This is a genomic window from Methylobacterium sp. Leaf125, assembly GCF_001423085.1.
In the GTDB taxonomy this organism is placed as follows: domain Bacteria; phylum Pseudomonadota; class Alphaproteobacteria; order Rhizobiales; family Beijerinckiaceae; genus Methylobacterium.
In genome coordinates this window covers 109,254-123,626 of the sequence record NZ_LMNU01000046.1, presented here as the reverse complement: position 1 = coordinate 123,626, position 14,373 = coordinate 109,254, and the positions used below count along the sequence as shown (strand labels likewise).

Below are 14,373 nucleotides of genomic sequence, written 5' to 3'. Positions count from 1 at the left end.
ACGACACCCGGCGGCGCGATGTTCACCAGTTATTCCGACGCGAAACGCGACACATCCGAGGTGATGCATACGCACAACAACCGCAGGATATCACACGTTAAGACCGTTGCGTCCGAGACCCGCCTGCCGCAGCCTAGCGCCCCATCGTCGGCGGCTCTGCCGTCGCGCCCGCTTGCCGCGGACGTTCTGCGATTTGACCGTTCGCGTAGGAGTTCGGGCTGCATGCTCTATCGTGCCTTCGATGCCCAGTCGGACCTGGCTGAGCAGACGCGCGCCTGGGGACGGCTCGTCCACGACGCCGTCTCGCCCTGGACCGCGGCCGGCTTCCGGGAGCCGCTGAGCTGGTGGTCGGCCGGCGCCCGAATGATGATGCGGGCCGGCTTGACCTTCTCACGGCCCGCCTACGGCATCGACAGCGTGATGGTGGGCAACCGCGAGGTGCCGGTGACGGAGGAGGCGGCGTTCGCGACACCGTTCGGCACGCTGCTGCGGTTCAAGAAGGACATCGACACCGATCAGCCCCGCGTCCTCGTGGTGGCGCCCCTGTCGGGCCACTTCGCCACGCTGCTGCGCGGCACGGTGCGGACCCTGCTGCCCGATCATGACGTCTACATCACCGACTGGCACAATGCCCGCGACGTGCCGCTGAGCGCCGGCCCGTTCGGCTTCGACGACTATGTCGACCACCTCGTGCAGTTCCTCGGGGTAATCGGGGAGGGCGCCCATCTCGTCGCCGTGTGCCAGCCGGCCGTGCAGGCGCTGGCCGCCGCGGCCGTCATGGCGCATTCGAAGGACGTGGCGCATCCGCGCAGCATGACGCTGATGGCCGGCCCGGTGGATTGCCGGATCTCGCCGACCTCGGTGAACCACCTCGCCACCTCGAAGCCGATCGCGTGGTTCGAGAAGAACCTGATCGCCACCGTGCCCGACCGGCACAAGGGCGCCGGACGGCGGGTCTATCCGGGCTTCATGCAGGTCTCGGCCTTCGTCTCGATGAACGCCAAGCGCCACGTCCAGGGCCATGCCGATCTGTTCTGGCATCTCGCCAACGGAGAGACCGAGAAGGCGCGCCAGATCGAGGGCTTCTACGACGAGTATTTCGCCGTCCTCGACCTCGCGGCGGAGTTCTACATCGAGACGGTCAAGACCGTGTTCCAGGACTACACCCTGGCCAAGAACGAGCTCACCTATCGCGGCAATCCGATCGACATGGGCGCCATCCGCAAGACCGCGCTCATGACGGTCGAGGGGGAGCGCGACGACATCTGCGCCGTGGGCCAGACCATGGCGGCGCACGACCTCTGCACCAGCCTGCCGCACCACATGAAGAGCCATCACCTCCAGGCCGGCGTCGGCCACTACGGGGTGTTCTCGGGCCGCAAGTGGGAGACCCAGACCTACCCGCTGGTGCGCAACTTCATCCAGTCGCACAACTGACGCCGACCCCGGGGGCGGTTCTCATCCGCCCCCGTTTCGCGCCGGCCGACGCCGTTGGTGGCTCGGTGGGCGTGACGCAGGTCAGTGGGCCGGCAATGCACGCCGATGGTGCCCACGCCCTCGCCCCGCCGGCAGGGCGATGGCCCGTGAACCGCGCCGTCATTCCGGGTCGCCGCAGGCGAGCCCGGACACCCGAACCGCACGACAGCGCCGGATCTTGCACCACCTGGGTATCGGGATCCCGGGCTCCGCTGCGCGGCCCCAGGATGACGCGGTGCTGCGGGAACGATGTCGGGACGATCATCCGTATCGGCGACCGCACTTCCTCGCCGTCTGAACCCGGCCCTGCGCCAGCGGGGACCCCCCGACCGAACCGCGGAAGACCGGCCCTCAGGCGGCCGCGAGCGACATCGACATCGATTCCTTCTTCATCAGCTCGCGGTAGAAGCCGTCGAGGTGGGTCAGCTTGTCGGGCGAGCCGTCCTGGATGATGCGGCCGCCCTCGAGCACCACGATCCGGTCGAAGTCCTTCAGGGTCGAGAGACGGTGCGCGATCGCGATGACCGTGCGGCCCTCCATCAGGTTGGCGAGCGCGTGCCGGATCGCCTCCTCGGACTCGGCGTCGAGAGCCGAGGTCGCTTCGTCGAGGAGCAGGATCGGCGAATCCTTGAGGATGGCCCGCGCGATGGCGATGCGCTGGCGCTGGCCACCGGAGAGCTTCACGCCGCGGTCGCCCACGATGGTGTCGAAGCCTTCCGGCAGTGCCTCGATGAAGTCGGTGCAATGGGCCGCCGCGGCCGCCTTCCAGACATCCTCGTCGGAGGCGTCGGGCCGGCCGTAGCGGATGTTCTCGCGCAAGGTCCGATGGAACATCGAAACGTCCTGCGGCACCACCGTGATGGCCTCGCGCAGGGATTCCTGCGTGACCCGCTGGATGTCCTGGCCGTTGATCAGGAGGCGCCCGCCCTGCGCGTCGTAGAAGCGCTGCAGCAGCGAGAACAGGGTCGACTTGCCCCCGCCGGACTTGCCCACGAGGCCAACGCGCTGGCCCGGCTGGATCACGAGGTCGAAGTCGGTGAACACCCCGCGGCCGTCCGGGTAGGAGAAGGCGACGTGGTCGAAGGTGATCTCGGCGCCCGTGCTGCCGGAGAGCGGCTCCGCCTCCGGGTGGTCGATGAGGTCGTGCGGCTGCAGCAGGGTGTGGAGCGCCTCCGAGAGGCGGGCGGTGTGCTGGGTGGCGTCCACCAGCGCCACGGCGAGGTCGCGGGTGGCGGCGAGGATGCGGATGCCGAGGGTGCAGACCAGAACCACCTGACCGTTGGTGGCCTGCTTGTTCTCCCACAGGTTGATCGCCCAGTAGAGCAGGCCCAGCACCGCCAGCACCGTGAGGATCGCGTGTACGATGCGCAGCTTCTCGAGGTAGAGCAGCGAGGAGCGGCGCGAGCGCATCTCCTGGCCGATGGTGCCGTCGAAGCGGACGTATTCGCGCTTGAAGGCCGAGAAGGCGCGGACCAGCGGCATGTTGCCGACGAGGTCGACCATCTCGCCGTCGACCGAAGCGGCCTTGGCGGCGAAGTCGTGGTGCAGCGGCTTGCCGGCGGCCGCCATCTTGAACATCAGCAGCACCACGGCGGCGAAGATGCCGGCGAGCACCAGCGCCATCGTGAGGCTGACGGTGCCGATGTAGAGGATCGAGCCGAAGGCGGCGACGCAGGGCGGCATCACGTTGAACACGAACATGTTCTCGACCGTGAAGATCGCGTTCGAGGTCGCGGTGATGCGCGAGGCCAGGGTGCCGGGCTGGCGGTCGGCGAAGAAGGTCGGCGAATGCCCGGTCATGTGCCGGAACAGGTCGCGGCGGATGTCGCCGGTCACGCCCACGAAGGTGAAGGAGCCGACGAGGCTCGCCACGCGCCAGAGCATGTTGTCGGCCGCGATGAAGGCGATGAGGAGGGCGAGCGCGCCCCAGATCAGGCCGGCATCCGGTCCCTTGCTCAGGGCATCGACCACGCCCTTCAGCGCGTAGTCCGTGCTGACGGAGAATCCGACGGCGCCGAGCACGGCGCACAGGATGACGAGGTGCGGCAGGGCGCGTCGGCGCAGATAGCGTCCCACGAAGGCGAACGGCCTATCGGCATAAACGCAGAGGTCTTCCATCACGGTGACCGTCCCGGTTTCGAGGGTCCGCCCGGACGTTGGGTGGACCGGCTTCTGTTAAGGCGTCCTCGCGGACCCTGGTTTCCCGCGCGTGCCCCACACAGGTTTCGGAGCCCCCCGAACTCGCAACGCGAAGCAAACGCAAGCGTTGCAGTGTCGGGCGGAGGTTTGCGCGTTTTAGCGTGCAAACCTGAACATCGCTTGAGCGGCAAGCGAATTCGATGCCGCGCGGATCCGTCTTTGGACCCGCCCGACGTTACACCGCGGGGTCGCGGCGCGTCTCGGGCATGATGAGCACCACGAGGGCGAAGGCCGCGAAGCCCACGATCGCGAGGCCGAGGAAGGCGGTGTGGCTGCCCAGCCGATCCGCCATCACGCCGGCGAGCGAGGTGGACAGGGCGGCGCCGATGCCCATCGCGGTGCCGACCGCGCCGAGGGCGAGGTTGAAGTGGCCGGTCCTGCGAGTGACGTCCGAGACCACCAGGGGCACCATCACGCCGAACACCGCCGCCGAGATGCCGTCGAAGATCTGGACCGCCACGAGGAGTTCCGGGCTGTCGACGTAGGCGAAGAGCAGTCCGCGGATCGGCAGGGCCGCGAAGCCGAGGAGCAGCAGCGGGCGACGGCCCCAGCGCTCGGCCAGCCGCCCGATGGTGGGCGCCGAGACCGCGAGGACGACCTGGGGCACGACGATGCAGGCGGCGATCAGCGCCGTGGCGGTCTCGCTGGCCCGCAGGGTCAGCATGCTGCCCACCAGCGGCAGCATCGCCGCGTTGGCGAGGAAGAACAGGGTCATGCAGGCCCCGAAGCACAGGAGCGCGCGGTTGGTGAGGAGGGCGCGCAGGCCGGCCTCGCCCTGCGGCGCGCCGGTGGCCCCGGCCGCCTTGGCGTGGGCCGGCCCGTCGATCTCCTCCGGCCGGATGCGCGACAGCGCGATCAGGGTCGGCACCATCAGGGCGGCGGTGAGGTAGAACACCGCGTCGTTCGAGAGGTAGTAGCCGCAGGCGCCCATGCCGGCGGCGGCCACGGCATTGCCGAGGGCCGAGAAGCTGGCATTGCGGCCCAGCCGCTCGCCCGCCCGGGCATGCCCGACGAGGCCGATGCTGATCGCCGCGATGGCGGGGGTGAGGATGCAGCTCGCCGCCGAGTGGGCGGCCATGGCCAGGAGCACGACGAGGAAGTTCGGCCACATGGCCAGCGCGAAGGCGCTCAGCGCGATCGCCACGACCGAGAAGCCGGCGGCGAAGCGGCGCGAGCGCACGGCGTCCACGAAGGCGCCACCGGGCACCTGGCCGAGCAGGCTCACGAGGCTCCCGACGGTCAGCGCGAAGCCGATATCGGACTGCGTCCACTTCGCCTGGGTGAAGTAGACGGCCAGGAACGGTCCGAAGCCGGTCTGGAGGTTCGCCACGAAGAACGCGAACCCGTCGAGGCCGCGCGTGCTCCGGCGCGAGATCACCTTCATGTCGGCCGGGTTCTCCGCTGCCGTCCCCGGCGGGACGTCGTCCGTGAGGGCGTCGCGGCGCGGGAGCGGCCGTGGCCGGAACTCCGGACGCGCCACCTCCCGCGGCTTGAGCGCCCGGCGATCCTTCGGAAGCGGAACCGTCATCGATCCGGCGACTTCTCGGCCGGTTTGTCCGGCGCTCTCTCAGGCATCGGCGCGGCGGCCGGGGCGGGCGGCACCGGCGCGGCAGGGGCTGTGGTCGCGGCAGGTGTTGTGGTCGGGGTGGGCGCTGTGCCCGGGGCGGCGCTGGAGGCCGGAGGCGGCGCGACGATTGCCGGGGGGGCGACCGGCCCCTGGGCCGGTGCCGCGGCCTGCTCGCCCTCGGCCGGGGCGGCCGGGCTCGCCGGGCCGAGCACCACGATCGGCTCGCCCGGCTTGTATTCCGGCGAGACGCGAACCTGGTTGCGGCTGAGCTGGAGGACCGGCCGGCTCGCCTTGCCGTCGGTGGTGAAGCGCATGGCGCGCCAGTCCACCGCGATCTTGCGGGAGCCGACCCCGAGGAAGCCGCCGAAATCGATGATGGCCGCGCGCGGACGCCCGTCCTTGTCGAGGATGATGTCGATGATCCGGCCCATATCCTCGCCGGTTGAGCTGCGCACGGCCTTGCCGAGGACGCCCTCGTAATCCTGGGTGTCCAGGACGGTGGCGGGCGTGCCCGTCGCGGGCGCCCCGGCGGGCGCACTCGGTGCGGGCGGGCCGGCCACGGGTGGGGTTCCGGGCGCCGCCGGCTGGACGGGCACCGGCGCGGGCTGTGCGGGGGCTTGCGCCGGCTGCGCCTGGTTCGGCGGGGTCGGGGCCGGGGCGGAAGCCCCGGGGGCGGAGGCCGGCGGCGCGGACGCGCCCGTCGTCACCTCGCCGGAGCTCGGCGCGGCGTCCTTGCCCGGCGCGGCCGGGGTTTCGGCGGCCGCGGAGGCGGCCAACAGGGTGATCGTCGCAGTGGCGATCATCCGGACAGTTCTGAACACGCGCGTTCCCCGAGTGGTGCGACTCGCCGGCCTGACACAATGGCAGCTTGGGCGGCGGGTTCCGCCTGACGGGCGGCTCCGGCCTCATTGCGCGTGGACCAAGGCGAAGTTGTGGATGGGCGACAGGAATGGACCCGCGAGCGGCGTCCCTCCTGCGATCCCCGGGGATGGATGAACCCGACCCCGGCGAAAGCAGGACGACGCGATCGCGCGCAAGAAACGGACCGGGCTGCGACCGATCTTCGTTCCGATCCCAGCACTCTGGCATTGCGCCAAGCGTGGCCGCAATGCTCTTGCGCACCAGAGCGTGTCTGGTTTTCGACAAAACTGCGTCGTACAGAGGCGATTAGCTTGAGTGGGCGTCCGAATGCGGTCGCCGGTGTTGCCGAGGACCAGAACCGATGTCCCTTCCGTCCAGAGTTTGCGCCGTCGCGCTCGTTGCCGCTGCGCTTGCCGGGTGCCAAGCGCTCGGCGGCGGCGGCGGTGTGATGCCCGAGACGGAAATCGGGCCGCCGCCCTCCATGCGCGGCGCGGTGCCGGGCCCCCAGCGCAGCCGCTCCGCCGAGGTCGATCCCGACGGCGGCCCGCTGCAGACCTCGCCGACCCGCCGCCTCAACGTGCCGACCGCCGCCGGCGGCCAGACCCGCGCGGCCGCGAACGAGGAGCGCCGGATCCGCCGCGAGGATATCGAGGGCGAGACCACGACCCGGTCGAGCTCCGGCGGCCTCGCCCCCCAGATGGGGCAGAGCGGCAGCGTCGGTCTCGGCGGCAAATTCTAACGGCCGGGACCTGACGGCCGCGGCCTGACGGTCCGAACGGTCGGGTCCGGCGCTTTGGCCCCGCGACGCGGTCCGGACTCGCCTTCGCCAGATTCGCCTGGGCCAGACTTGCGCGGGGACGCGCCGCCGGCCCGGCTGAAACCGGCCTGTCAGCCCGCCCTGCGCGGAAGGAAGTACGGGGCGCGCGGCGTCCGAACGGCGCGGACCCACAGCTGTGCCGGACGGACACCGCCTTCCGGCGATCGCTCGCGCAGCGGCCTTCGTCAGTCCTGCCCAGTCTTCGCGCCGGTTCAGTGTCGCCGAACACTGAAAACAGGCCAATCTCCGCAGCCGGTCGGAGATATGACAATTTGAGTTTACAGTGTCGTTGCTGTCATCCTGCGGCCGTGTCATCCGCGATCCTGCGCCGCTTCTGCGACGCAGGGGATTCGATCTCGCGTCGTGCCGGCGGTGGCGGCGAACCCGCCACGGGACGAGCGCCTCGCGACCACGCGAGCGGGAGGCGGCGTCATGGATCACGACACGATGCGGCGGGCGACCGCCGAGGTCTTCGGGACGTTCTGGCTGACCTTTGGCGGCTGCGGTGCCGCAATCCTGTCGGCGGCCTTTCCCGACCTCGGCATCGGCTTTCTCGGGGTCGCCCTGGCCTTCGGCCTCACGGTGCTGACGATGGCCTACGCGGTCGGGCACATCTCCGGCGGGCACTTCAACCCGGCCGTGACCCTCGGGCTGTGGTCGGCCCAGCGCTGCGCCAACCAGCACGTCCTGCCCTACATCGTCGCCCAGGTGACGGGCGCGCTCCTGGCGGCCGGCGTCCTCTATTCCATCGCCTCGGGCAAGGCCGGCTGGCTCCCGAACGGATTCGCCGCGAACGGCTACGGAGACCTCAGCCCGGGCCAGTACAGCCTCGCGGCCTGTCTCATCACCGAATTCCTGACGACGTTCTTCTTCCTCGTCATCATCGTCGGCACCACCTCGAAGGGGGCCGCGACGGGCTTTGCCGGAATCCCGATCGGGTTCGCCCTGGTGCTGATCCACCTGATCTCGATCCCGGTGACCAACACGTCGGTCAATCCGGCGCGCAGCACCGGTCCGGCCTTGATCGCGGGCGGCGCATCCGTGGCGCAGCTCTGGCTGTTCTGGCTCGCGCCGATCGTCGGCGCGATGGCGGCGGGCGCCATGACGCGCTGGCTCTATGAGCCCGCGGACGTCGTGAACACGACGGTGGTCGAGAAAGGCCGCGCGATCTGACCTCGGGCACCGGCGTCTCGCCCTGCGGGATACGGAAGGCTCCCGCGTCGCGCAGGGCTCCCGTGCCGAGCCTGGCGGTTCCACGCGAGACGGATGCGCCCTAGATCGCGGAGGTACGGCAGGCCTGCGCCCGCCGGGAGTTCCGCTCGTCCGCGATGCCTTCGTCCTCCACCCGGCCCCCTTCCACCCGGTCCAGTCCCACCCGGTCTACCCCCGGCCCGTCGACGCCTGCCCCGACCGGCCCCGAGGGGAGCCGACGCCGGCGGGTGCGCGCGGCCGCCTTCCTGCGGGGCCGCGGGACGCTGACCAATCCGGGGCTCGACCTCACGCGCCTGCCGATCGGCCTCGATCCCCGCGGCCTCAGCCTCGTCGACGGGGTGCGGGCGGCCCTGGCCTTCGGCCTCGTCATCCTGCTGCACGAAGGGTTTCCCTGGCCGCCGCTCCTCACCGTGGCGCTCGCGGCGAACCTCGCCTGCTTCGCCGATGCGGGCGGCCCGATGCGCTCGCGCCTCCTCGTGCTGACGGTGTTCTCGCTCCTCGGCGGGATCATCTGGGGGCTGTTCGGCCTGATGCAGCCGCTCGGGCCGCTGCCGGTGGTGCCGCTCGCCGGCATCGTCATCTTCGGCTGCACCTACGCCCGGGTCTGGGGAGTGCAGGCCCAGGCCGCCGGCAACGTCCTGGTCCTCGTCCTGTGCTTTGCCCTGGACCGGCCGCTCACCCCTGACCAGGCCCTGGTGGCGGGCTTGGTCTTCAGCGCCGGAGGCCTGTGGGCGACGCTGCTGGCGCTCCTCCTGTGGCGCCTCCATCCCTATCGCCCGACGCATCGCGCGGTGGCCGAGGTCTGGCGCCGCCTGACCCGCCTCTGCGACGATCTCGAGGATCTCGCCTCCCTGACCTGGCCCGAGAATCTCGCCTGGCCGGAAAATTCCGAGACCAAGGCCGCCGCCCGGGGCGGGGCCCGCCAGATCTTCGACCGCCAGACCTTCGATCTGCAGGCTTTCGACCGGCATGCCCGGGCCCACCGCCGGGGTGTGCGCGAGGCGATTGAGCAGGCCCGGACGGTGATCGTCGACCTCGCCCGCAGCCGCGAGCGCATCTCGGACCGCACGGCCCAGGCCCTGATCCGCCTGGAGGCGGCCGAGCAGATCTTCGCCGCCCTGATCGCGGTCTCGGACCTGATCGAGGGCGAGCCGGACCCGCGCCGGCGCCGGATGGCCCGCCGCTTCCTGCGCCGCCTGCGTCCGCTCCTCGGGGTGATCGCCCGGGCCATCCGCGACGACAGCGTGATCGACCTCGCCCGCCTGGACCGGGCGATCGACCGGAGCACCCGGCGCCTCGCCCATGACCGCGGGCTGCACGATCTCGCCACCCGCATCCTCGACCGCGTCCGCATCGGCGCGAAACTCTCGACGCCGGACGGCTACCGGCCCGGCGGCGCCCTGCTGGGCCGGGCCAGCCTCCCCCTCGGGACCCGACTCCTCGGGCCGCTCAGCACCAATTTCACCGTCGCCTCCGCCAACCTGCGCCACGCCGTGCGCGCCACCGTGGTGGCGGCCCCCGCCCTCTGGGCGACCCTCGTCTGGGCCGGGCCGTTCGCCCACTGGCTCACCATGACGGTGGTGCTGACGATGCAGCCCTTCTACGCCGCCACTTGGCAGCGGGCCCTGGAGCGGATCGGCGGCACGGTGCTCGGCGGCCTGATCGGGGCCATCCTCGCCAGCTTCGCCACCTCGCCCCTGGCCCTGGCCGCCCTGGTCTTTCCCTTGAGCATCATCGGCTTTGCCGCCCGGCAGGTGAGCTACGGCGTCTTCATCGCCTGCCTGACGCCGCTCGTGGTCCTCCTCGTCGAGGTGGTGGAGCCCGGGCACGGCTCCTGGGAGGTGGCGGGCATGCGCGCCCTCCTCACCCTCCTGGGCGGCCTCATCGCGGTGGCCAGCGCCCTCGTGCTCTGGCCGATCTGGGAGCCCGATCAGGTACGCATCGAACTGCGCAAGGCGGTGCGGGCCCATGCGGCCTTTGCCCGGGCGGTGCTCTGCGCCGGGCCCGAAGCGGAGGCCAGCGGCCTGCGGGCCCAGGCCGCCCGGGGTGCCGGCCTCGCCCTCAACGACCTCGAAGCCGCCCTCGCCCGCGCCCTCCAGCAGCCCCGGGCCGGGCGACACCCGCAGGTGGAATCCGCCATGGTGGCGGACGCCACCCTGCGGCGGATCTCGGCCCGTCTCACCGCCCTGCGCTACGCCGTCGAGGTGGCCGAACCCGAGGCGCTCGCGGCCTGGAGCGGCTGGATCACCGCGACCCTGTCGAGCCTCGGGGGCGAAGGCGAGGGCACGTCACCGCCGATGCCCTCGGTTCCCCGCAGCGAAGGCCTGACCCGCCTCGTCGCCCAGATCGAACTCCTGGGCGAGACCCTGGCCCCCGCCGCGGCGCGGAGCGCCTGAGGCGCGGTCCCGGCGCGCGGCCCTCGGCCCGGCGCCCGCCGTCGCGGTCGGCGCTCCGAACAGGTCCCGCATGCTGCTCGCGCGATTCGTACGGCGCGGGGAATCGGATCCGGCCGTTCGCGAAACCGTGATCGATTTGCCACATCCGACGCCTCCGGAGGCACGTCTGGTATGCCAAACGCCCCAAAATCGGCCCGGGATCACAGGACGCCGATTCACTTAATTCAAAATTAACCATTTCCTTAAAGAAACATTCTTAACGCAAAGCGCCGGACGGCAGCAAATACATCCCCCCAAAGAGATGTCGCTGCGAAGTCATCATCAAGTAAAGCTTGGGTATCAAGGGCGAACAACGAAGTCGCTCCGCTTCCCAGGTGATCGTCCGGTGGGTTTGCATAACAGTTCGTTTTCGGCGGGGCGCTGGAATGTATATCGTTGTCGATGAGCGGCACTCGGTTGCCGCCGAGTACGTGGCGGGCTTCAACGCGCAATCGGTTCCGGCGCGTGGCACCAATGCTGACGACTTCCTGGCCTGGCTCGCCGGAAACCCGGCCGATGCCCTCAAGGGGATCGTGCTCGGCGAATGCGCCGATCGCGCCAGCCGGACCGCCGCGATCCGCAGCTTCTCCCAGGCACCGATCATCGCCCTCAACGAGACCCGCTCCCTGGAGCAGACCCTCGACCTCTTCACCGCCGGCATCGACGACGTCGTGCGCCGCCCGGTCCATGTCCGCGAGATCCTAGCCCGGGCCGAGGCGATCCGCCGGCGCGGTATCCGCGGCGAGATCCAGGCGCCCCCCGCCCAGGATCGCAGCGGCCGCCTCAAGGTCTTCTCCGACGGCCGCGACCCGGAGATCGACGGGATCAGCCTGATCCTGCCGCGCCGCGAGCGGCACATCCTCGAGTATTTCGCCAGCCATCGCGGCCGGCAGCTCAGCCGGGCGCAGATCTTCACCGCGGTCTATGCCGACCACGGCACCGACGTGGAGGAGAGCGTGGTCGAGGGCCACATTAGCAAGCTGCGCAAGAAGCTGCGCATGCGCCTCGGCTACGACCCGATCGAGGCCAAGCGGCTGGCCGGCTACACCTTCGTGGGCTGATCCGCGCGGGCCCCGTCGCGGTCGCGCACCCTCCGGAATCGAAAAAAGGCCACGCCTCCTCGCGGACGCGTGGCCTTTTTCGCGTGGAGCGCCCCCGGATCCTCCGGGGGCGCCGTGCGGCTTAGCGGAAGAGCGAGAGGACGTTCTGGCTGGCCGAGTTGGCGATGCTGAGGGCCTGCACGCCGAGCTGCTGCTGGGTCTGCAGGGCCTTGAGCTTCGTGGACTCCTCCTCGATGTCGGCATCGACGAGGGTGCCGATCGTCCGGTCGTTGGCCTTCATCAGGGTGTCGATGAACGCCTTCTGGCCATCGACCTGCTTCTTGCTCGAACCGAGCGAGGTCGCGGTGTTGGTCATGGCGGCCAGGGCCTTGTCGACCTGGGTGATGTAGGCCTTCACCTGGGCGTCGGTGGCGGTGGAGATATCGATGTTGCTCACCGACTTGCCGGTGATCGCATCCACGCTGTCCAGGATACCCTTGGAGGCCGCAGTTCCGGCGACGCCGGTACCCGTCTGAGCGGTCGTGCCGAACCCGAGGCCGGCGGCCGTGAAGGTCACGACGACCGAGGCGGAAGCCCCGAGCTTGGTCGTCTCGAACTGGAGACGGCCGTCCTCGTCCAGGCTCGCCGTCACGGCGCCGTTGGTCTTGGGATCAGCCGCCAGCTGGTTGTTGATCTCTGCAACGATCTGATCGCTCGTGACCTTGGTCGGGTCGAAGCCCGAGGCCGCGGGGAATTTCGCAGCATTCAGGGTGACGGTCACGGCACCGCCGCCGGCGTTGACCGAGAAGGCGATCGCGGTCGAGACATCGGTGGTGGGGCCGAAGGAGGCCGCCGCCGTGACCTTACCCGACGTACCGGCGCTCGCGCCCGCATCGTAGAGCTTCAGGCCGCCGGCGTTGCCGACGTTGATCGACACCTCGGAGAACTTGATGCCGCCGGCAATGTCGCGGGAGAAGCCGGCCGTGATCTTCTGCGTGGCTGCGAACTTCGCGCTGGACGAGTCGACCGAGAGCCAGTTCTGCCCGCTCATGACCGACGAGTCGGCCGTGGCCTTCATGGTCGACTGGATCGCCGAGATTTCGAACTGAACCTTGGCGCGGTCCACGTTCGAGGACAGGGCCGAGGTCAGCTGGTTGCGCAGGTTCTTCACGTTCTCGATGATGGCGTTGATGCCGTTATAGGCCGTGTCGATCGAGGAGCTGCCGATCCCGAGCACGTCCTTGATGGCGCCGAGCGAGCCGTTGTCGGCGCGGACGGTGGTGGCGATCGACCAGTAGGCGGCGTTGTCGGCCGCGGACGACACGCGCAGGCCGGTCGAGACCCGGTTGCTGGTCACGTCGAGCTGGGTCGTGATGTTCTTGAGGGTCGTCAGCGCCGTCATGGCGGCGTTGTTGGTCAGCAGGCTGGTCATTGCGAGGATGTCCGGTTGACAGGAATTACAAGGAATTCGTGTGCGTCGCCGAGCAATACGCCGCGAGGGCGATAGGGATCCCTGAGTGAGGTCCTAGTATTGCTTCATACATCCCGGATTTTCACCGGACCGGTGGGACGACATCATGTCTATAGGTCCACGAAACCTATCCACCGCGCTCGTATCGAGGGGCTTCCGTCCCGATCCGGGACAGTCGCTTGCCGATGAGGCGACTATGCCCGCTCCGACTTAGCAGGAGCTTAAGGCCGATCGCCCGGGCCTGTCCCGGATGCACCGAATGCCAGTCTGGGTTGTGCGTCGGGCCTGTTCTCAGTCCTGCGTCAGGAAGGTCACGCCGGCGAAGTCGGCGCGCTGCCAGCGCAGCTGGACCGCGACGGTCCGGAGTTCGTGGCCGGCGATGACGAGGTCGAAGCGCTCGGGCAGCGGGGTCGGGCGCGGCAGGCGCAGGCTGGCGCCCTTCGGCGAGAGGTCCCGGACGATGCAGGCCACGAGCCGTTCCGGGCCGAGGACGATGCGGCCCTGCTGCATCACGCGGAAGCGCTTCGGCGCGGGCGTGCGCGCGGGCCGGTCTCCCCGGGCAACCGCCTCCTGCCAATCCGCCATCGTCCCGCTGTCCTGTCTGCAACCTGCGCGCAGGCTTAACAGCGGGTGTCCGGACTGTCGATCCAGACCCAGCCTTAACGCTTTGGTAACTATAACATGGGAGTGTTCAGTGACGTCCGCCGGCTTCCTCTTGCGATGGCCATGACCACGACCCTCTCCCGTCGCGCCGCCACCCCGCTCTCGCCGCGTCCCGGCTACACCCGTCCCTCGGCCGGGGCCGAGGTCCTGCGCCGGTCCCGGGCCGCCGCCGTGGAGCGCGCCGCCATCGGCATCTGCCTCGGCCTCGCCGTCGTCTCCGGCACCTTCGCGGCCTACGCGATCACGGGGGCGACGAACACCTACTCGGTCCAGCCCTTCCTGCCGGCGGTGGCTGGCGGCTTCGCCTGGAAGCGAACCGTCGCCCCCACCCGCGAGGCGGCCCTCGATCTCGATCCGACCACCACCGGCGCGCTGCCCGATCCCGTCCCGCCGCAATCCGACGAGGAGCGGAGCGAATCCCCCGCGAAGGCGCGCGGCTACGTCCTGCGCCGGGTGACCGAGGGCGCGGCCCTGGTGGAAGGCCCCGAGGGCCTGCGCCAGGTCGTGCCGGGCGCCGTCCTGCCGGGCGCGGGCCGCATCCTCTCCATTCGCGCCACCGGGTCCGGCTGGGTCGTGATCACCTCGGAGACGATCATCGGGCCGTCCCCGCTGTGACGTCCGGGCGAGGCCCC

Annotated in this window: 11 protein-coding genes; 6 read left to right on the top strand and 5 right to left on the bottom strand. The window is 70.2% G+C overall.

Going from position 1 to position 14,373, the window contains the following annotated elements:
- The first annotated feature begins 222 nt into the window (after positions 1 to 222).
- On the top strand, positions 223 to 1,437 hold the full coding sequence (phaZ, locus tag ASF58_RS21745; RefSeq protein WP_055957482.1) for a polyhydroxyalkanoate depolymerase: 1,215 nt from the start codon (positions 223 to 225) through the stop codon (positions 1,435 to 1,437).
- Positions 1,438 to 1,827: 390 nt separating this feature from the next.
- Here phaZ and ASF58_RS21740 read toward each other — a convergent pair whose 3' ends face one another.
- From ASF58_RS21740 to ASF58_RS21730, 3 genes are all read right to left on the bottom strand, one after another.
- The gene (locus ASF58_RS21740; protein WP_055957479.1) at positions 1,828 to 3,594 is read right to left on the bottom strand and encodes an ABC transporter ATP-binding protein; all 1,767 of its coding nucleotides are present in this window, start codon (positions 3,592 to 3,594) and stop codon (positions 1,828 to 1,830) included.
- A 256-nt stretch (positions 3,595 to 3,850) separates the two neighbouring features.
- Complete coding sequence (locus tag ASF58_RS21735; RefSeq protein WP_055957476.1) at positions 3,851 to 5,203, bottom strand: MFS transporter; 1,353 nt, start codon at positions 5,201 to 5,203, stop codon at positions 3,851 to 3,853.
- Positions 5,200 to 6,045 (bottom strand): PRC-barrel domain-containing protein, encoded by an 846-nt coding sequence (locus ASF58_RS21730; protein ID WP_055957473.1) that lies wholly within the window; start codon positions 6,043 to 6,045, stop codon positions 5,200 to 5,202. Before ASF58_RS21730 ends, ASF58_RS21735 begins: the two co-directional genes overlap by 4 nt.
- 419 nt (positions 6,046 to 6,464) lie before the next feature.
- Between ASF58_RS21730 and ASF58_RS21725 the strand changes: the two genes are divergently transcribed.
- From ASF58_RS21725 to ASF58_RS21705, 4 genes are all read left to right on the top strand, one after another.
- Positions 6,465 to 6,842, top strand: a complete 378-nt coding sequence (locus ASF58_RS21725; protein WP_055957470.1) for a hypothetical protein — start codon at positions 6,465 to 6,467, stop codon at positions 6,840 to 6,842.
- A gap of 510 nt (positions 6,843 to 7,352) precedes the next feature.
- Positions 7,353 to 8,093: an aquaporin Z gene (gene aqpZ / locus ASF58_RS21720; RefSeq protein WP_055957467.1), complete on the top strand. Its 741-nt coding sequence runs from the start codon at positions 7,353 to 7,355 to the stop codon at positions 8,091 to 8,093.
- A gap of 266 nt (positions 8,094 to 8,359) precedes the next feature.
- Positions 8,360 to 10,528 (top strand): FUSC family protein, encoded by a 2,169-nt coding sequence (locus tag ASF58_RS21710; protein ID WP_055957461.1) that lies wholly within the window; start codon positions 8,360 to 8,362, stop codon positions 10,526 to 10,528.
- A 425-nt stretch (positions 10,529 to 10,953) separates the two neighbouring features.
- Positions 10,954 to 11,628, top strand: coding sequence for a response regulator transcription factor (locus tag ASF58_RS21705; RefSeq protein ID WP_055957459.1), 675 nt, complete (start codon positions 10,954 to 10,956; stop codon positions 11,626 to 11,628).
- Between the two features lie 121 nt (positions 11,629 to 11,749).
- Here ASF58_RS21705 and ASF58_RS27565 read toward each other — a convergent pair whose 3' ends face one another.
- Entirely contained in the window at positions 11,750 to 13,039 is a 1,290-nt protein-coding gene (locus tag ASF58_RS27565) for a flagellin (protein WP_055957455.1), read from the bottom strand.
- Between the two features lie 330 nt (positions 13,040 to 13,369).
- The gene (locus ASF58_RS21695) at positions 13,370 to 13,663 is read right to left on the bottom strand and encodes a PilZ domain-containing protein (protein WP_055957452.1); all 294 of its coding nucleotides are present in this window, start codon (positions 13,661 to 13,663) and stop codon (positions 13,370 to 13,372) included.
- Between the two features lie 141 nt (positions 13,664 to 13,804).
- Between ASF58_RS21695 and ASF58_RS21690 the strand changes: the two genes are divergently transcribed.
- A complete protein-coding gene (locus tag ASF58_RS21690; protein WP_082513244.1) occupies positions 13,805 to 14,356 on the top strand; it encodes a hypothetical protein in 552 nt (183 codons plus the stop codon).
- The last annotated feature ends 17 nt before the right edge of the window (positions 14,357 to 14,373 follow it).